This window comes from Rathayibacter caricis DSM 15933, assembly GCF_003044275.1.
Classification (GTDB): Bacteria; Actinomycetota; Actinomycetes; order Actinomycetales; family Microbacteriaceae; genus Rathayibacter; species Rathayibacter caricis.
Genome location: NZ_PZPL01000001.1, coordinates 1,280,924 through 1,298,453, shown reverse-complemented (window position 1 = coordinate 1,298,453; position 17,530 = coordinate 1,280,924). Strand labels below are relative to the sequence as shown.

The window sequence follows — 17,530 nt, the reverse complement described above, 5'->3', positions numbered from 1 at the left end:
CCGGTGCCTTCGCCGCGCTCGGCGCTGTCCGCGGGAGTCGGCGAGTCGCTCCGACACATCCTCGACGGAGGACTGCGGGCGCCGGCCGGTGGACCATCGACCGGCCATCGCGCAGCTGCCGCGTCTAGCGTGACCGGGTGACGTACCCGGCTGCTCGAGCACGAATCGTCACGGAGGAGACCGCCATGACCCGCCGCACCACGACCTCCCTCGGCCTCACCGTCGCCGTCGCGGCGCTCTTGAGCGGATGCACCGCCGCGGGCGACCCGAGCGCCGCGACCACTCCCGCCACCGCGACGGCCGCCCCCGCCCCGACCGAGATCACGACCGGCCTCACCACCCCCTGGTCGATCGTCTTCGTCGGCACGACGCCGCTCGTCAGCGAGCGCGACACCGGCCGGATCCTCGAGCTCGACGACAGCGGCGAGGCCCGCGAGGTCGCCGAGCTCGACGACGTCGTGCACCAGGGCGAGGGCGGGCTGCTGGGTCTCGCGGTCGACGAACAGAGCCGCCTCTACGCCTACTCGACCGGCCCCGACGGCAACCGCATCCAGCGCTTCGACCTCGCCGGCTCGCCCGGGTCCCTCCGGCTCGACAACGAGCGCACGATCCTCGACGGCCTCCCCTCGGCGACGTTCCACAACGGCGGGCGGATCGCCTTCGGCCCTGACGGCCTGCTCTACGCGGGAGTCGGCGATGCGGGCGACCGCGCGAGCGCGCAGGACCTCGACGCACTCTCGGGCAAGATCCTCCGGATGACCGCCGACGGAGGCGTTCCCGAGGACAACCCGTACCCCGGCTCCCTCGTCTACAGCTCCGGCCACCGCAACGTGCAGGGTCTGGGCTGGGCCGAGGACGGCACGATGTTCGCCAGCGAGTTCGGGCAGGACACCTGGGACGAGCTGAACATCATCACTGCCGGGGCGAACTACGGCTGGCCGGAGGCCGAGGGCGTCGCCGGCGGTGAGGACTTCGTCGACCCGGTGCAGCAGTGGGCGCCGGCCGACGCCAGCCCGAGCGGAGTCGCGGTGCTGGACGGCACCGTCTACGTCGCGAATCTGCGCGGCGAGCGCCTGCGCACGGTGCCGGTCGACGATCCCTCCTCCGCCACCGACCTCTACACCGGCGACTACGGGCGCATCCGGGCCGTCACCCCGGCCCCGGACGGCTCGCTCTGGTTCGTCACAGGTAACACGAACAGCCGTCTGGAGCCGCGCGAGGGCGACGACCGCATCCTCCGCATCGACCCGCTCTGAGCCGGTCGGCCGTGCAGAACCTCAGCTGGGAAGGGGGTCTCTCGCCTGTCAGCCGCTGGACCCCCTCCTCAGCTGATGTTGCGTGTGCGACGCCGCCGAGCGGGCCCTCGAGCACCCGCGGCCTCAGACCCCCTCGGCCCCACCCGGCAGCAGCGGCCGCTGGATCCGCCGCTCGTAGCGCACGATGCAGCGGGAGTCCCGCGCCAGTTCGTACGCGGCGATGCACTCCGGGTCGGTGAGCGAGTCGATCCGGTACCGCTCGTAGTCCGCGAGGGACGGGAACGTGAAGAGCGCGAAGGCCTCGTCGCTGTCCCCCTCCGCCGGGAGGAAGTAGCCGTGGTGCTGCCCGCCGAAGCGGTCGACCAGGGCCATCCACCGGGTGGCGTAGTCGGTGAACACGTCCAGGAGCGACGGGTCGATCTGATAGCGCAGGTGGATCGTGATCACGCGCGTCCCCCTCGGCCCAGATCGGGTGTGGTCGTGCTGCGCATGGCTCCCCCTCGGGAGATCGGCCGTCTCCGGCGTGCGGATCCTCCGCACTGCTCCCACCGTGTCAGCGCGCCGCGTCCCATGAGGCGCGACGACGGCCGATCACCGTCGAGAAGACGCCACGGCACCCGCTCACCAGCCCTCCGGCCCCGCGCTCCCCGCCTCGTACTCCTCGAGCGGCGCCGCCCCGTCGGCCCAGTGCGAGAGCACCGGAGTGACGATGCGCCAGCACTGCTCGGCGACGTCGCCCGGCACCGACAGCAGGGTGTCGCCCTGCAGGATCCCCGCGAGCACCTGCCCGTAGGCGTCGAGGGTGGCGGTTCCCGGATGCGCCTCCAGCGTCGCGCGCTCGAGGTCGGTCAGGTCGTCGGCGCTGTTCACGAACAGGTCGAGCCCGACGTCGCCGCCCTTCAGCGACAGGCGCAGAACGGTCCCGGCGTCCTCCCCGCCCGAGCGGAGGCCCCGGGGCGGAGTCGCGGCGCGGAAGTGCACGGCGACCTCGGTGCGAGGGTCGCCGATCCCCTTGCCGGAGCGCAGCACGAACGGCACGCCCGCCCAGCGCGGGACGTCGACCTGGAGGAGGAGCTGCGCGAGCGTCTCGGTACCGGCCTCGGGGTCGACGTCGGGCTCGTCGACGTAGGAGGGGAGCAGGCGGCCGTCGAGACGCCCCTCGGTGTAGCGGGCGCGGCGGGCCGTGGCGGGGTCGTCGCGCCAGAGGCGGACGGCACCGAGCGCCTCCGCCATCCGGGCGTGGACGTCCTGGGGAGAGACCTCGTCGGGCCGCTCCATCACCGTCAGCGCCAGCACCATCAGCAGGTGGCTCTGCAGCATGTCGCGCAGCGCCCCGGTGCCGTCGTAGAACTTCCCGCGCCCCTCGATCCCGAGCGTCTCGTCGTAGACGATCTCGACCTTCTCGATGTGCTCGGCGCTCCAGCTCGCCTCGAGCAGCCGGTTGCCGAAGCGCAGGCCCAGCATCCCCATCACCGTCGCGTTGCCGAGGAAGTGGTCGATGCGCCAGAGGCGGTCCTCGGGGATCACGGCCGCGAGGGCGGCGTTGAGCGAGACGGCGTCGTCGAGGTCCTCGCCGAACGGCTTCTCGATCGCGACGACGAGGTCCTCCGGCAGCTCGATCCGCCCCAGCGACTCCGCGACCGCGTGTCCCATGGCCGGCGGGAGCGCCACGTAGAGCACGGGCGTCGACGGGCAGGCGTCGAGCAGGGCCGCCAGCTGCTCCGGATCGGAGGCGTCGGTCGCGACGAAGCGCGCCCGCGAGGCGAGGTCGTCGACGGTGTGCGCCGCGATCCCCGCGTCCTCGAGGCTGCGGCGGACGAGCGCCTGCCACTCCTCGTCGCTCTGCGGCGTGCGGGCGGCTCCGACGAGGGTGAGCTCGGAGTCGCGCGCGAGCTCCGCGACCCGTCCCAGCCCCGGGAGCAGCAGCCGCTCGGTGAGGTCGCCTCCGGCCCCGAGGATCGCGACGGTGCGCCGCTGCTGCTCGAGTGCGGTGGCCTCGGGGATCCCGATCTGCTCGGTCATGGTGTCTCCTCCTGTGCGTGGTCCCGGCTCCGGCTGTCCGTCCTGGATCCGGTGCGCGTCCTGGATCCCGTGGGCGGTGCGAGCCGCCACGCTAACCGACCGGTCTGCTCGTGCCCCGAGAGGGGGCTGACCGAGCGGTGACTCCGCCGCAGGAACCCCGGAGCGTCGAGGGAGCCCGCAGGAGCGGGTTCCCCCACCGCCCGCCGACCCGCGCTAGCGTCTCCCCCGACGGCGGACCACCGCCAGGGGGGAAGGTCCGCATGCTCGAGGAATCCGACCGGGAGCTGATGCGGGTCGTCTCCCGCTACCTCAAGCACGTCGAGAAGCTCGCCGCGACCGAGCAGATCGCCGAGCGCACGCCGCTCGGCGACGCCGTGAGCGAGCATCTCGGCGTCGACGCGACGACCCTGTCGGTCACGACCGAGGAGGTCCTCCCGCACCGCCTGGTCGACGCCGACCTCGCGCTCGACGTCCTCTCGGGAGCCGACTCCTCCGTCCTCGGCGTCGGCGGCGGCGAGCAGCGCGCCCACTCCTCGATCGGCGAGATGCTCGCGAACCCCTACAACCGGTTCGCGCCCGGCCCCGTGACGTACGCCACCCGCGCCACCGGGCCCGACTCCGACCGTCGCGTGATCGCGTTCGGCGTGCGCCTGCTCCGCTTCGAGGGCGTGCCGGTCGCCGTGCTGCAACGGGACGCGATGCCCCAGGTGGGTCGCGAGACCGCGACGCTCGAGATCCTCGCGGCCGACGAGGGGGTCGTGCCGGCGTTCGTCCGCCGCCTGCACGCGCTGATGATCGAGCACAGCGTGCTGCGCGGCCAGGTGCTCTCGTTCGCGGGCACCGAGTTCGGCCGTCACGCCGGAGCCGTCTTCCTCCCCCGTCCTGCGGTCGCCGCGAGCGAGGTCGTGCTCGAGGAGGGCGTGCTCGACTCCGTCGTCGACCACGTCGTCGGCATCGGCGAGCACCGCGCCGAGCTGCTCGAGGCGGGTCAGCACCTCAAGCGCGGCCTGCTGCTCTACGGCCCTCCCGGCACCGGCAAGACGCTCACGGTGCGCCACCTGCTCTCCCGCACCCCGGGGACCACTGCGATCGTGCTGACCGGGTCGAGCATCCGCTTCATCGGCGCCGCCGCCGAGATCGCGCGCACCTTCCCGCCCGCGCTGGTCGTGCTCGAGGACATCGACCTGGTGGCGATGGAGCGCTCGCACAGCCCGCAGCCGCTGCTGTTCGAGGTGCTCGACGCGCTCGACGGCCTCGACGGGGACGCCGACGTGGCCTTCGTGATGACCACGAACCGCGTGCAGGTGCTCGAGCGCGCCCTCGCCGCGCGTCCCGGCCGGGTCGACCTCGGCGTCGAGATCCCGCTCCCCGGACTCGACGCGCGCCGCCGCCTGTTCCGCCGGTACGCCGACGCCCTGCCGTTCAGCGAGGCGGCGCTCGATGCCGCGGCGGAGCGGGCGGAGGGGACGACCGGCTCGTTCGCGAAGGAGCTCATGCGCCGCAGCGTCCTCGCCGCCGCCCTCCGCGGCTCCGCACCCGGCGACGGCGACCTGGCGGCCGCGCTCGAGGTGCTGCTGTCGTCGGCGGAGTCGCTCACCCGCCTGCTCCTGGGCAGCCCGGGCGAGCGGCGGGATCCGGAGGGCGACGACGTCGACCCGTATGACGCCGGCCCGCACGACGCAGGTCCGGACGGCGAGGTGACGACCGCGGGGTACTCGTCGTCCGCGATGAGCAGCTCCTACTCGGTCTCGTACGACGACGACCAAGACGTCTGACGGGGGCCTGCTAGCAGCACCGACCCGGCTCAGCCAGTCCCTGCGCGGCGTCGGCGATCGTGATCGACTGCAGGCACACCTCCCGAAAGCCGGTCCCATGCTCTCCCTCGTCTACTCCAGCCGCGCCACCGCCCCGTTCGACGAGGCGCGCCTCGCGTCGCTCCTGCAGCAGAGCCGCGCCGACAACGCGCGGGTCGACCTCACCGGCATGCTCCTGTACCGCGACGGCCGCTTCCTCCAGGTGCTCGAGGGCCCCGACGAGGCGGTGCGCGAGCGGATGGACGCCATCGAGCACGATCCCCGGCACGAGTCGATCCGCATCCTGCTCAAGGAGACGACGACCGAGCGCCTGTTCCCGGAGTGGTCGATGGCGTACGCCGCCGTGCCCGAGACCGCGCAGCCCGAGGGCTTCCGCACCACGTTCGAGGACCTCGCCGGCGACCGCGAGACGAGCCTGACCCTCCCGGCCCTGCGCGAGCTCGTCCGCTGGTTCCAGGAGCGCCCCGCCGCCTGAGCGCGCGGTGGCCCCACGTCACCACCGGTCAGCGCCCCGATCCGTCGCGAACGGCCGCGCTCCGATCTCTGCCGGGCCTCCGCCCGCGTCGATCCGTCACGGACGGCCGTCCTGATCCTTCCGCGGCGACCATCAGCGACGGATCACGCGCGGGCCACTCCGTTCCGCGACTCAGCCCCAGCCGAGCTCGACGAGTGCCTCGCGCGCGTCGCGGCGCGGCGAGTACGGCACCTCGACATCGCGCACCAGGCGGTAGTCCGTGTCGCCCGGCCCCACCCAGAGCACGCTGTCGGAGTCGGTGGCCGAGCCCAGCGCTGAGCGGATCGCCTCCGCGGGCTCCGCGATCTCGCGCACATCGCCGCCGAGCCGGGCGCCCTCGAGCAGGGCGCGGCGGATCCGCGCCGGATCCTCCGACCGCGGGTGGTGGTCGGTCACGACGACCACGTCCGCCCCCTCGGCCGCCGCCCGCCCCATCGGTGCGCGCTTGGAGGGGTCCCGGTCGCCGTCCGCTCCGAGCACCACGATCACGCGTCCCGGAGTCACCTCGCGCAGCGCCGCCACCGTCTTCTCGATCGAGTCGGGCGTGTGCGAGAAGTCGAGGTACACCCGCGGCCCGCGCTCCCCCGAGACCAGGAGCGAGCGGCCCGGCACGCGCGCGTGGATCCCGTCGCGCACCGCCTCGGCGAGCGCCGGGAGCGGATGCCCGGCCGACAGCAGCATCACCAGCGCGAGCCCCGCGTCCGCCGCCATGTGCCGGCCGACGAGGGGGACGGAGGTGGTCAGCGAGCCGCCGGGCCCGCTCAGCCGGAACGCGGTGCGCGTCGTCGTCGACTCGAGCACCTCGACCCGCCAGTCCGCGCCGGTGCCGGCGATCGACGCGACGGTGACCACGGGCACCTCGGCCAGGTCGCGCATCCGCTCGCCCGCCGGCGAATCGAGCAGCACCACCGCCCGACGCGACAGCGACGGATGCAGCAGCCGCGCTTTCGCCCGCAGGTACTCGTCCATGCCGCCGTAGTCGTCGAGGTGGTCGTGGCTGAGGTTGGTGAATCCCGCGACATCGAAGTGCAGCCCATCGACCCGGTGCCGCGTCAGCGCCTGCGCGCTCACCTCGAGGGCGGCGGCGTCCACCCCGTCCTCGACCATGCGCGCCAGCAGCGCGTGCAGCTCCGGCGCCTCGGGCGAGGTGAGCCGACTCGCGATCTCGACGGGGCCGCTGCGTCGCGTCGCCGTCGAGCTGTGCCCGACGCGCCTCCCGAGCTGCTCGAGCACCGCCGTCAGCAGGTGCACGGTCGTCGTCTTGCCGTTCGTGCCCGTCACGCCGAAGAGCGGCGGCCGAGCGGAGTCGGTGCCGTAGACGCGCGCCGCGATCCGTCCCAGGACCCGCCGCGGATCCGGAGCGACGAGCACCGGCAGGCCGGCGATGCGCGCCGCCCCCTCCTCGTCCGTGAGCACGGCGACCGCGCCCGCCGCCCGAGCCCGCTCGACGAAGTCGGCACCGTGCGCGCCCCGCCCCGGCAGCGCGGCGAACAGCCCGCCCGGCTCGACCTCGCGGTCGCTGACGGTCACGCTCGTCACCCGGACGTCGGGGCCCTCGAGCCGCGCGCCCGTCGCGGCGAGCTCCGAGAGCACCGCCCCCGCCGTCGAGCGCGGCCGGAGGAACGAGAAGTCCGGCACTGCGCCCCTCGCTGCTCCCGGGCACCGCGATCCGGCCCGACCAGCCGATCGTAGGAAACCCGCCGACCGGGGTGAAGACGATTGACAAACCGGACCCGGTCCGATCCGCCGGGAGCGCTCTCACCGTTGCCGCGCCCTCCGCGTTCGCCGTGAGCACCCGACGTCATATGATGCTTATTAATAGTCATGGAGGATCGATGTACACCGCACCGGAGCTCACGGACGAGGAACTCGAGGTCCGCCGCGAGATCAGGACCGTGAGCGACTCCCTGCTGCACCAGGTGCGCCAGGCGAACCGCTGGACGGCACCGCTGCGCCGCATGACGATCGCGCGCAACGTGCAGGGGTCGAACAGCATCGAGGGCATCACCGCGAGCGTCGACGAGGTGGGCGCACTCGCCCAGGGCGAGCAGCCCCCAGGAGTGGGCGACGACACGGCGCGCGCCCTCCTCGGCTACCAGCTCGCGATGACCTACGCCCTCCAGCTCGCGCAGGATCCGGTGGTCGTCGACCCGACACTCCTGCGCAGCCTGCACTACATGGTGACGTCGCACGATCTGTCGGTGCGGCCCGGGCGCTACCGGCTCGGGCCGGTGTTCGTCCAGCAGGAGTCGACCGGGGACATCGTGCACGAAGGCGCGCCCGCCGAGGACCTCCCTCCGCTGATGGAGGAGCTGACCACGACCGTGCGCGGCACCGGCGACAGTCTCGTCGACGCGGCGATGGCGCACCTCAACTTCGTGCTCATCCACCCGTTCCGAGACGGCAACGGGCGCATGGCGCGCATCCTGCAGTCCCTCGTCCTGGCGGCCGACGACGACGTCTCGCCCGTCTTCCTCTCGACGGAGGAGTACCTCGGCCGCCACACCCAGGCGTACTACGACGTGCTCGCCGAGGTCGGCTGCGGGGAGTGGGCTCCGGGGCTCGTGCGTCCCGAACGTGCCCGCCCGTGGATCCGGTTCATGCTCACCGCGCACCTCAACCAGGCCCAGGAGCGAGCCTTCCGCATCGCCGCCGCGAGCGAGGCGACGACGGCCCTGAGCAGGATGGTCCTCGCGGCCGGCGTCGACGACCGCGCCCTGGACGCGCTGTTCGACGCCCTCCTCGGCGCGACGCTCACGAGAGGCCGCTACATCTCCTCGCTCGCCGAAGTGGGCGCGACGGTCAGCCCCCAGACCGCGACGCGCGACCTGGCGACGCTCGCGCAGGCTGGGCTCCTCGAGGCGACCGGCGAGAAGCGGGGGCGCGCTTACACCGCCGCAGCACCCCTTCTCGCCCTGCGACGCGAGGTCGGCCTCGGGCGGGCGTGGCGGCACGTGGATCCGTTCGCCGGCTCGTGAGCGCGACGCCGCGCCGCGGCCCTCAGGCCCGCTGCCGGAACCAGTCCAGCAGCAGCTGCGCCCGCGACGGCTCGTCCCAGCTGCTCCGGCGCTTCTGCGGGGAGTCGAAGAACGCGTCGTAGCCCGGCGCCCGCCGGAGCTCCGCGTCCTCGGGCGTCGGGAAGCCCATCGACCACTGCGGGAAGCGCCGGCCCTCGATCGACTCGCTCAGCAGCTGGGTGACGTCGGTGTGCCGCGGGTCGGCCGCGATCACGCGGTAGCGCTCGAGCACGTCCTCCTCCTCGCCCTCGAGGACCTGCATGAAGCGGCCGTTCTTGAACAGGAGCATCCCGGTCAGACCGGAGCGCGCGTTGTTCTCGCGGCTCTGCCGCAGCAGCTCGGCGAGGTCGGCGTCGCCGAAGGTCTCGGAGGCCGTGCTCACGTAGGTGACGGACAGCATCAGCGCTCTCCTCCTTCTTCCTCGTCCCGGCGGAGGACCAGCAGAGTGACGTCGTCGTCGGGCGGGACCGACTCGATGAGGTCGTGGACCGCGGCGAAGAGCTCGCCGTCGTCGGCGCACGAGCGGACGAGGGCCGCCAGCTCGTCGAGCGCCGCCAGGGTGCCGTCGTACAGGTCCAGCGCCCCGTCGGAGCAGGAGAGCAGCGTGTCGCCCGGGAGGAGCGTCGTCGCGCGCGCCTCCCATCCGACGTCCTCGCCGATCCCGATCGGGAAGTCGAACGACGTCAGCCGCTCGGCGGTGCCGTCGGCGCGGACGATCACGGTCAGCCCGTGGCCCGCGTCGGCGTAGTGCAGCTCGCCGGTCCGCGTGTCGAGGCTGGTGTGGACGAGGGTCGCGAACGTGCCCGTCGCGGACAGGTCGGCGAGCAGTTGCTCGTTGACCGCGGTCACGGCCGCGCCGGGCTCCCAGCCGCGTCGGGCCTGGAACGCCGAGCGGACGGCCGAGGCGACGAGAGCCGCGGACACGCCCTTGCCCATGACGTCGGCGAGCGTCGCGTCGACGCGCCCCTCGAGCACGTCGACCGAGAAGTAGTCGCCGGCCACCTCGGAGTGGGGCCGCGTGAATCCCGCGAAGGAGTAGCCGTCGACGCGCACCGGCGCGGGCAGCATCTGCCGCTGCGTCCAGCCCGCGTGGTCGGCCGCGCGCTGCTCCACGAGCTCGCGCTCCACCCACCGGCCGAGCTCGTCGAGGAGCTCCTGGTCCTCGCCGCTGAGGTCGCGCGGCGCCGTGTCGACCAGGCAGATGGTGCCCACCCGCGCGCCGTCGGCCACGCTGAGCGGGCGGCCGGCGTAGAAGCGCACGTGCGGCGGACCGGTGACCGTGCCCCGCTCCGAGAACCGCGGGTCCTCGAGCGCGTCCTGCACGACGACGATGTCGGGCTGCTGCACGACGACGTCGCAGAAGGAGTCGGTCCGCGGAGTGAAGTGGGACCCTCCCGGCCGCTGCGGCGACTTGGTGAACTGGTGCTGCTGGTCGATGAAGTTGATCTCGGCGATCGGCACGCCGAACAGCTCCTTGGCCATCCGCGTGACCCGGTCGAACCGCTCCTCCGGACCGGTGCCCACGATGTGCAGGTCGTCGAGTGCCGCGAGCCGGATCCGCTCCCGCGCCACCGACCGATCGATCGGCGCATTCTGCGTCACCTGGCAGCACCTCTCCTCGAACTGCACCGTCGAGTCGTCCGCGCTCTCCGGCGGAAGCAGTGCTGGATCGAACTCTGGCAGACGACCCGTGTCGGATCGACGAGATCCGGTTCTACGCCCCTCAGACGGGGGTGGACCGCCGAGCTGCAGACGCGGCGGAGGGTCTCCGGTGCCTCAGAGCGACTCGCGCAGGGCGGCGCAGAGCGCTTCGGCCCGGATGTCGTCGTCGCCGCCCGCGCGGGACGTGTGGTAGCCGAATCCGAGGCCCAGTCCCGGGTGCGCGAACGCGAGGTGACCGCCCGCGCCGTCGTGTCCGAAGCTGCCGGGGCCGGCCATGCCGCGCCGGGCGGAGTGGAGCATGAAGCCCGTTCCCCAGACGTCGCCCTTGTCGGGACCGAGGAACGGCTTCCCGTACGAGAGCGGCCGCGTCGCCTCCTCGAGCACGGAGTCGCCGACGAGCCGGACGCCGTCGACCGTGCTCACGACGGCCGAGAACAGCCGGGCGAGGTCGCGCGCGCGGGTGACGACGTTCGCCGCCGGGCTCTCGGGGCCGAGGAAGCGGGCGGTGGTGGCGGCCGAGAAGAGGTCGGGGCCGTAGGCGCCGTCGGCGAGGACCGAGCGCAGCACGAGCTGTTCGTGGTCCTGCAGGGACAGGGGGATCTCGAGGGTCCCCCGCGCGGGGAGGACGACCGGAGCGAGCTCCGGGTGGTCGGCGTCCGCTCCGTAGGTCATCAGCAGGCCGAGCGGCTCCGTGACGTACCGCGCGAGCCACTCGGAGGGGCGGAGCCCCGTCGCCCGGCGGAGGACCTCGCCGGCGAGGAAGCCGACCGAGACGGGGTGGTAGGCGAACGCGGTGTCCGGCTCCCAGAGCGGCGACTGCCCCGCGAGGTCCTCGACGATCGGGTCCCACGCGGCGAGCGACTCCGCGCTCCACGGCTGCGTGAAGCCGATGACGCCGGTGCGGTGGGCGAGCGCGTGCCGGACCGTGATCGCGCCCTTGCCGTGGGTGGCGAACTCGGGCCAGTAGGAGGCGACCGGCGCATCGAGATCGAGGAGGCCGCGGTCGGCGGCCATCAGGAGGCAGATCGCCGTGACGGCCTTGCTGACCGAGAACACCGCCGTGCGCGTGGCCCGCGTCCACGGAGCGCCGTCCCGGCCTGTGCCCGCCCACACGTCCACCACGGAGGTGCCGTCGATCACGACCGAGCAGGCCGCACCGACCTCGTCGCGGTCGGTGATGTTGAGGAGGAACGCGTCGGCGACCCGCTCGAAACCGGGCTCCACGTGGCCGTGCACCGTCGTCATGTCCTGCTCCTTCGAAGTCCCGCGTCACCCGAGGCGGAGTGACCGTCGAGAGCATAAGTGGAAGTAGTCCACTTCGGCAAGAGTTCACTCCGGTGATCCGAGCACGGCGCCCTCGCGACGGTAAGGTGCTGGAGATCTCAGGAGGCGCGGATGACGGAGCCCGGCGACCAGGCGCGCGCACCGGCGACGGGCTCGACCCGCAAGCGCGGCCCGTACGCGAACGGCCAGCAGCGCCGCGAGGAGTTCGTCTCGACGGCTCTCGAGCTCTTCGCCTCCCAGGGTTTCCAGCGCCTCTCGCTCCGCAGGATCGCCGAGGCGCTGGGCGTGAGCCACGCCGCGCTCTCCTACCACTTCTCGTCGAAGGAGGAGCTGCTCGAGGCCGTCTTCGAGGAGCAGGCGCAGCGCGAGCGGCCGGCTCTCGAGCAGGGCCTCGCCGAGCGCGGGATCCTGGATCTCCTGCCGGATCTGCTCGAGGCGAACAAGGAGATCCCGGAGCTGATCCGACTCGACGTGACGATCCTCGCGGAGGCCGTCCGGAGCGACCACTCGGCGCACGCCTGGGCCGACCAGCGGATGGAGGACGGCATCGCGGCCATCGCGGCCGGCCTCGCGGTCGAGAAGTCCCGCGGACGGCTCCGCGCCGACCTCGACCCCGAGGTCACCGCGCACCAGATCGCGGCGATGGTGCGGGGGCTCCAACTGCAGTGGCTCTACCGCCGCGACCTCCCGCTCGGCGAGCACCTGCGGTCCTACCTCGACCTGCTCCGCCCCTGAGCCGGCGCGCGCGGGCTCAGCCCCGCCGCCGGACACCCGCGAACGCGCCGTCGACCGCCGCCCGCATCACGTCCAGAGTCCGCCGGTCCTCGCGGGCGACGGCGCTGAGCCGCTCGAACTGGTAGAGCACCCCCGCGAGCACTCCCAGCACCACCTGGACCGCGACGTCGTCGGAAGTCGTCCCGAGATCGGCGGCGACGGCGTCGGCCGACGCGCGCAGCATCGTCCGCGCCTGGTCCGTTCCTCCCGAGCCCAGCTGGGGATTCCGCTCGAGCATCCGCGAACGGAGGAGCCACTCCTCCTCGCCGACCAGCGCGGGTTCGCGCTCGAGCCAGGCGAGGAACACCTCGGTCACCGGCGCTCCGGACGGAGCTTCCGCGAGAGCCGCCGTCAACCGCGCGGCGGCGGCGTCGGAGGACGCGAGCGCGATGTCGAGCTTGGTGTCGAAGTACATCGAGACCGATCGTGTCGACACCTCCGCCTCCGCCGCGATGTCCGAGACGGTCGTGGCCTCGTAGCCGCGCTCGGCGAACAGGCGCATGCCGGCCACCTGCACCGCGCGGCGGCGGCGCTCCTTACTGCGCTCGCGGAGAGACGGTTCGGTCATGGTCCGATGCTACTCGTCGTAGCAAACATGCCGGACTCTGCTAAATTGCAGTTGCTTGCAAACTTGCTGCCGAATGAAGGAATCCAATGGTCCGAACGATCGTCCCCCCCTCTCCGCCTTCCGGGAGCCCTGGTCCTCCTGGGCGCCGCGACGCTGCTGTCCACCGCGCTCGGATCCTTCGTGGTCCGGTTCGCCCCCGCCTTCAGCGTCGTCAGTGCGCTGCTCGCCGCGACGATCGCGGTCGTCGCCCTTCGGCACGACCGACTCCCGGGCCGGCACCTCCTGGCGGGATGGGCGGCGCTCACGCTCGTCGCGCAGCTCGCCTCCCTCCTCACCGGCCTCCACCCGGTGTGGATCGTCGCCCTCGGTGCATCGGCGGTCCTTGCGGTCGCGACCTGGGTGGGCGCGTGGAGGAGCCGCCGGCCGGCGCGCGGTCGCGCCGGTCGCGTGCTCCGCGGTGGCGGGGTCCTCGTCGCGGCGATCGCCACGGCACTCTCCGTGCTCCTGGTGAGCATCGCCGCCGATCCGCGACCCGTCGCGACCCTGCTCCAGTCCGTCGGCGGATCCGGCAACTCCTTCGAGCCGCGCAGGGCGACCGAGACCCTCGAGCTCAACGGTTCACTCGTCACGAACGACCTCGAGTACGGCTCGACCTACCCCAACAGCTTCCTCGACGTCTACATCGCGGACGGCGACCCCTCGGTCAGCCGTCCGACCTACGTGGTCGTCCACGGCGGCGGGTGGATCGCGGGCAGCAAGAACGACGGAGACCCGAACGCGCCGACGGGGAGCGCGGCCTACTTCGCCCTGGGCGCGGGGCCGATGCTCGAGAACGGCTACAACGTCGTCACCCTCGACTACGCGCTCGCCCCGGAGGTGCCCTACCCGACCCCCGTGATCCAGCTCGGCGAGGCGATGGAGTTCCTCGAGCGGAACGGCGCCTCCTACGGGCTCGACATGTCCCGCGTGATCCTGGCCGGAGGCAGTGCCGGCGGCCAGATCGTCGGCCAGTACGCCGCGATCCAGACCGATCAGGACTACTCCCGCGAGACCGGGATCGCGCAGACGCTGGACGCCGAGCGCCTCGAGGCCGTCGTCTTCGACAGCGCCGGTCTGGTCCCGGCCGATCTCGGGCGGACGGAAGCTCCCGACCTGATGAACGACTGGCTGTTCGACCTCTCCGGCCGCACCTACTTCGGGACGTCCCGCGCGGTGCTGGACGAGGCCGACGTGATCGAGCACGTGACCGCGGGCTTCCCGCCGAGCTTCCTCGCCGACGGCAACACCGGCACGTTCCCGGATCAGGTGACCGAGCTCGCCGACACCCTCACGAAGCTGGGTGTCGAGAACCGGACGGAGCTCCCTCCCCTCGAGGACGCCGTCCTCGGTCACGGGTACATGGCGGCGGAATCGCCGTCGACCGACCGCTACAACGAGCACAAGCTCGCGTTCCTCGCCTCCGTGCTCGGCTGACCCGCCTCCCGACGCCGTCGGACCCGTGCTGGTCGAGCAGCTCCGCAGGGCCGTATCGAGACCCCGCACCGCCCGGTGGATCTCGATACGCCCGCTGCGCGGCCTACTCGATCAGCAGGGACACCGCCGACCACTCCTCGCTGGTCGAGTAGCCCCGCAGGGGCGTATCGAGACCCACCCCCACCCGCGGACCGGACACCGGCGGACCTCGATACGCCCGCGGAGCGGGCTCCTCGATCGGCACGGACACACTCGCCGGAGGCCCCGCTAGCCGGCGACGGGCGTGCTGTGCGCGACCCGGAGCACGTCGAAGGTCTCCTGACGCCAGTCGCGCGCCGACTCCATCACCGCGGTGAAGGCGCTCGACCCGTGGATGTGCCCGAGCTGCAGCGAGAACGTGGCCGGCACTCCCGCCGCGCGGAGCCGCTCGGCGTAGCGCTCGCCGTCGTCCACGATCAGGTCGTACTCCGACGACATGATGTACGCCGGCGGGAGACCCGTGAGGTCGTCGGCCAGCAGCGGGGAGGCGTAGGGGTTCGTCGCGTCGGCCGGATCCGTGAGGTAGAGGCGGCGGCAGAGGTGCAGCGTCTTCTCCGTGAGCCCGTAGCCGGTGGCGAAGCGGCGGATGGACGGGCTGCTGAAGGTGAAGTCGAGGGACGGCACCTCGAGCAGCTGGAAGGCGATGGCCGGGCCGTTCTCGTCCCGCGCCTTCAGGGCGAGCCCGGCGGCGAGGTTCGCGCCGGCCGAGCCTCCGCCGACCGTGATGCCGTCGGCCCGGCCGCCGAGCTCGTCGATGTTCTCGGCGACCCAGAGGAGCGCCGCGTAGCCGTCCTCGAGGGCGGCGGGGAACGGGTGCTCGGGAGCCTTGCGGTAGTCGACGGCGACGACGATGCAGTCGGCGCCCACGGCGCGCTCCCGGCAGAGGATGTCGACCATCCGGGAGTGGATCGTGCCGCCGATCCATCCGCCTCCGTGGAAGTAGAGGTGCACGCCGTGGGGACCGGCCGTGAGCGGGTGGAAGACGTTCAGAGTGATCTCACCGCCCGCGACGGGGAGCGTCACGGTGCGCGCACTGAGGACCTCGGGCGCCGGCTCGAGGAGCTGGGACGCGAGCGCTTCGGCCCCGGCGAGCTCCTGCTCGCGCCAGGCGGGGAAGTCGTCGATCTCGGCGGGAGCAGGGGGCAGGCTCGCAACGAGGGGGGCGAGGAACGGGTCGAGCGGCATGATGTCTTCTCCTTCGAAGAAGTGGTGGGGGGGTGGAGTGGCGACAGCGTCGCTCCGGGCGTCGGGGCGGACCGTCCCGACGCCGTCTTCAAAGTTATCCAGTCCGGCAGAGATTCACCAGTGGTCGCAGACGCCGGGCCGCGGGACCGCCGGCGTGCGGGCGGCTCGCGTGAGGCGGGCGATGACCGCGACGAACTCGGGCCAGAGCGCCTCCGCGATCTCGTGCCCCATGCCGGGGTGAAGGTGGAGCTCCGCCTGCGGCAGCTCCTCGAGCAGGAGCATCGACCCGGCCGGCGGGATCAGAGCGTCGGCCCGTCCGTGCACGAGGGCGACGGGCACCGTCACCTCCCGGAGACGCGGGCGGGTGTCGGGCATCGCCAGGATCGCGGCGCGCTGCCGGGCGTGACCGGAGAAGTCCCGGTCCCTCCGCCACATCGCGGCGGCGAGGGCGCGCTGGCGCACCTCGTCGTACCCCCACGCCGGCGATGCGACCCCGCGGTTGCCCGCGAGGAACACCTCGATCGCCTCCTCCTCGGTGGTCGGCTCGACCAGGTCGCCCTGCAGCGCGTCCGCCGGGATGATGCCGGTCGTGGGAGTCGTGTAGAAGAGGACGAGGCCCGAGACGAGATCCGGGCGGTCCATCGCGAGGTGCTGCGCGATCAACCCGCCCATCGACTGGCCGACCACGGTCGCGCGACCGGCCCCCGCCTCGACGAGGACCTCCGCCGCGTCCCGCGCCATGTCAGCGACGGAGTAGACGGTGCCGGGAGCCTCGTGGCGGGAGAGGCCGATGTCGCGGTTGTCCATGCGGAGGACCCGCAGCCCGCGCTCGACCAGCAGGTCGCAGAACCCGTCGCGCCAGCCGATCAGCTGCCCGGTGAACCCCTCGATGAGCAGCACCGGCGGAGCCTCCTGCGGCCCCCGGCTGTCCCAGTGGATCCCGGAGGGCGTCGCGGGCATCAGCGGTCCCCGGGCGCGAGCTCGACCCGCTCGCCGGTCACCCGGATCGGGAGGGGATCGCAGATCCCGCCGACGAACTCCTCGCCGTCGTCGCTGAGGCGGAAGGCGAGGAGCACCGGTCCTCCGGTCGTCTCGATCACGCGTCCGCTGTAGAGCGCCGGACCGGTGAGGTTCACCGCCCGAGCCAGGTCGATCTCTTCGTCCCACGGAGCGATCCACGTCCCGGTCGCGCCGCCCCGCTCCCGTCGCTCCGCCGTGAGCACGGCGCGGTTCGCCGAGAAGACGAGGAAGCGACGGCCGTCGAGGACGACGCTCTGCAGCACCTCCACGTGGGCGAAGCCCGCCCCGCTCGCCGAGAGGGGGGGCCCGATCGTCCAGTCCCGCAGATCGGGCGAGGTCGCCGAGCCGACGACGCCCCGGTCGTCGACCGCTCCGGTGGCGGAGCGCGCCGTGAGGAGCATGCGCCACCCGGTCTCGTCGCGGTGGACCCACGGGTCGCGCCACGCCTCCTCGGGCCAGGAGGAGTCGCCGAGCCTCTCGTACCACCGCGCGTCCGCGGTCAGCACGACGCTCTCGTCCTTGACCCAGGTGTGCAGGTCGTCGGACGTCGCCAGGGCGACGACTTCGATGTTGGCGTGCGAGTCGGGCGTGAGGAAGGTGGAGCCGGTGTAGAACATGCGCCACCGTCCGTCGTCGCCGCGGACGACGGATCCGGTCCACGTCGCGGTCGCGTCGGGCGAGCCGGGCGGCCCCGGCTCCAGCACGGTGCCGAGTTCCTGCCAGTCCACGAGGTCGCGGGAGGTGGCGTGGCCGACTGTCGCGTTGCGGTGCCGGAGCTCCGGGTCGCCCAGCGAGCGAGGGGCCTGCAGGTAGTAGAGGTGGTGCAGACCGTCGTCGTCCTGGACGTGCCAGAAGTCCCAGATCCAGCGGTCATCGGGAGAGAGCACGGGTGACGTCCTTCG

The 17,530-nt window shown here is 72.8% G+C and carries 16 protein-coding genes; 6 read left to right on the top strand and 10 right to left on the bottom strand.

Translation table 11 applies throughout. The annotated features are described in order from the left end of the window. Positions 1-185 precede the first annotated feature (185 nt). Positions 186-1,256, top strand: a complete 1,071-nt coding sequence (locus tag C1I63_RS06060) for a PQQ-dependent sugar dehydrogenase (protein WP_107574159.1) — start codon at positions 186-188, stop codon at positions 1,254-1,256. A gap of 123 nt (positions 1,257-1,379) precedes the next feature. Here C1I63_RS06060 and C1I63_RS06055 read toward each other — a convergent pair whose 3' ends face one another. Next, positions 1,380-1,703, bottom strand: a complete 324-nt coding sequence (locus C1I63_RS06055; protein ID WP_107574158.1) for an NIPSNAP family protein — start codon at positions 1,701-1,703, stop codon at positions 1,380-1,382. 174 nt (positions 1,704-1,877) lie between these two features. Continuing rightward, a complete protein-coding gene (locus tag C1I63_RS06050; RefSeq protein ID WP_211315579.1) occupies positions 1,878-3,278 on the bottom strand; it encodes a glucose-6-phosphate dehydrogenase in 1,401 nt (466 codons plus the stop codon). A gap of 260 nt (positions 3,279-3,538) precedes the next feature. Between C1I63_RS06050 and C1I63_RS06045 the strand changes: the two genes are divergently transcribed. Together C1I63_RS06045 and C1I63_RS06040 are read left to right on the top strand one after the other, a co-directional pair. Next, entirely contained in the window at positions 3,539-5,053 is a 1,515-nt protein-coding gene (locus tag C1I63_RS06045) for an AAA family ATPase (RefSeq protein ID WP_107574157.1), read from the top strand. A gap of 97 nt (positions 5,054-5,150) precedes the next feature. Next, entirely contained in the window at positions 5,151-5,567 is a 417-nt protein-coding gene (locus C1I63_RS06040) for a BLUF domain-containing protein (RefSeq protein WP_107574156.1), read from the top strand. 171 nt (positions 5,568-5,738) lie between these two features. On the opposite strand, the gene C1I63_RS06035 is transcribed toward C1I63_RS06040, so the two are convergent. Then, a complete protein-coding gene (locus C1I63_RS06035) occupies positions 5,739-7,244 on the bottom strand; it encodes a Mur ligase family protein (RefSeq protein WP_107574155.1) in 1,506 nt (501 codons plus the stop codon). 197 nt (positions 7,245-7,441) lie between these two features. On the opposite strand from C1I63_RS06035, the gene C1I63_RS06030 reads away from it, so the two are divergent. Beyond that, a complete protein-coding gene (locus tag C1I63_RS06030) occupies positions 7,442-8,584 on the top strand; it encodes a Fic family protein (RefSeq protein WP_170116327.1) in 1,143 nt (380 codons plus the stop codon). Between the two features lie 22 nt (positions 8,585-8,606). Here the strand turns inward: C1I63_RS06030 and C1I63_RS06025 are convergent, their stop codons facing one another. The 3 genes from C1I63_RS06025 to C1I63_RS06015 form a co-directional block, all read right to left on the bottom strand. Next, positions 8,607-9,023, bottom strand: a complete 417-nt coding sequence (locus tag C1I63_RS06025; protein WP_055785181.1) for a BLUF domain-containing protein — start codon at positions 9,021-9,023, stop codon at positions 8,607-8,609. Then, positions 9,023-10,225, bottom strand: coding sequence for a PP2C family protein-serine/threonine phosphatase (locus C1I63_RS06020; RefSeq protein ID WP_107574153.1), 1,203 nt, complete (start codon positions 10,223-10,225; stop codon positions 9,023-9,025). Before C1I63_RS06020 ends, C1I63_RS06025 begins: the two co-directional genes overlap by 1 nt. A 174-nt stretch (positions 10,226-10,399) precedes the next feature. Continuing rightward, on the bottom strand, positions 10,400-11,530 hold the full coding sequence (locus C1I63_RS06015; RefSeq protein WP_107574152.1) for a serine hydrolase domain-containing protein: 1,131 nt from the start codon (positions 11,528-11,530) through the stop codon (positions 10,400-10,402). Between the two features lie 150 nt (positions 11,531-11,680). Between C1I63_RS06015 and C1I63_RS06010 the strand changes: the two genes are divergently transcribed. Further along, entirely contained in the window at positions 11,681-12,304 is a 624-nt protein-coding gene (locus C1I63_RS06010) for a TetR/AcrR family transcriptional regulator (RefSeq protein WP_107574151.1), read from the top strand. Positions 12,305-12,320: 16 nt separating this feature from the next. Here C1I63_RS06010 and C1I63_RS06005 read toward each other — a convergent pair whose 3' ends face one another. After that, positions 12,321-12,911, bottom strand: coding sequence for a TetR/AcrR family transcriptional regulator (locus tag C1I63_RS06005; RefSeq protein WP_107574150.1), 591 nt, complete (start codon positions 12,909-12,911; stop codon positions 12,321-12,323). Between the two features lie 180 nt (positions 12,912-13,091). On the opposite strand from C1I63_RS06005, the gene C1I63_RS06000 reads away from it, so the two are divergent. Beyond that, a complete protein-coding gene (locus tag C1I63_RS06000) occupies positions 13,092-14,384 on the top strand; it encodes an alpha/beta hydrolase (protein ID WP_107574149.1) in 1,293 nt (430 codons plus the stop codon). A gap of 267 nt (positions 14,385-14,651) precedes the next feature. Here the strand turns inward: C1I63_RS06000 and C1I63_RS05995 are convergent, their stop codons facing one another. From C1I63_RS05995 to C1I63_RS05985, 3 genes are all read right to left on the bottom strand, one after another. Further along, positions 14,652-15,608, bottom strand: coding sequence for an alpha/beta hydrolase (locus tag C1I63_RS05995; RefSeq protein WP_107574148.1), 957 nt, complete (start codon positions 15,606-15,608; stop codon positions 14,652-14,654). A gap of 114 nt (positions 15,609-15,722) precedes the next feature. Further along, positions 15,723-16,568: an alpha/beta fold hydrolase gene (locus C1I63_RS05990; RefSeq protein ID WP_107574147.1), complete on the bottom strand. Its 846-nt coding sequence runs from the start codon at positions 16,566-16,568 to the stop codon at positions 15,723-15,725. Then, positions 16,568-17,515, bottom strand: coding sequence for a glycoside hydrolase family 68 protein (locus C1I63_RS05985; protein ID WP_107574146.1), 948 nt, complete (start codon positions 17,513-17,515; stop codon positions 16,568-16,570). Before C1I63_RS05985 ends, C1I63_RS05990 begins: the two co-directional genes overlap by 1 nt. Positions 17,516-17,530: the final 15 nt, after the last annotated feature.

What these genes read in the sequence shown, in the direction of transcription:
- C1I63_RS06015 (WP_107574152.1), bottom strand. Translation starts at nt 11,530, where the DNA reads ATGACGACGGTGCACGGCCACGTGGAGCCCGGTTTCGAGCGGGTCGCC.
- C1I63_RS06005 (WP_107574150.1), bottom strand. Translation starts at nt 12,911, where the DNA reads ATGACCGAACCGTCTCTCCGCGAGCGCAGTAAGGAGCGCCGCCGCCGC.
- C1I63_RS06040 (WP_107574156.1), top strand. Translation starts at nt 5,151, where the DNA reads ATGCTCTCCCTCGTCTACTCCAGCCGCGCCACCGCCCCGTTCGACGAG.
- C1I63_RS05995 (WP_107574148.1), bottom strand. Translation starts at nt 15,608, where the DNA reads ATGCCGCTCGACCCGTTCCTCGCCCCCCTCGTTGCGAGCCTGCCCCCT.
- C1I63_RS06030 (WP_170116327.1), top strand. Translation starts at nt 7,442, where the DNA reads ATGTACACCGCACCGGAGCTCACGGACGAGGAACTCGAGGTCCGCCGC.
- C1I63_RS06010 (WP_107574151.1), top strand. Translation starts at nt 11,681, where the DNA reads ATGACGGAGCCCGGCGACCAGGCGCGCGCACCGGCGACGGGCTCGACC.
- C1I63_RS05990 (WP_107574147.1), bottom strand. Translation starts at nt 16,568, where the DNA reads ATGCCCGCGACGCCCTCCGGGATCCACTGGGACAGCCGGGGGCCGCAG.
- C1I63_RS06025 (WP_055785181.1), bottom strand. Translation starts at nt 9,023, where the DNA reads ATGCTGTCCGTCACCTACGTGAGCACGGCCTCCGAGACCTTCGGCGAC.
- C1I63_RS06050 (WP_211315579.1), bottom strand. Translation starts at nt 3,278, where the DNA reads ATGACCGAGCAGATCGGGATCCCCGAGGCCACCGCACTCGAGCAGCAG.
- C1I63_RS06060 (WP_107574159.1), top strand. Translation starts at nt 186, where the DNA reads ATGACCCGCCGCACCACGACCTCCCTCGGCCTCACCGTCGCCGTCGCG.
- C1I63_RS06045 (WP_107574157.1), top strand. Translation starts at nt 3,539, where the DNA reads ATGCTCGAGGAATCCGACCGGGAGCTGATGCGGGTCGTCTCCCGCTAC.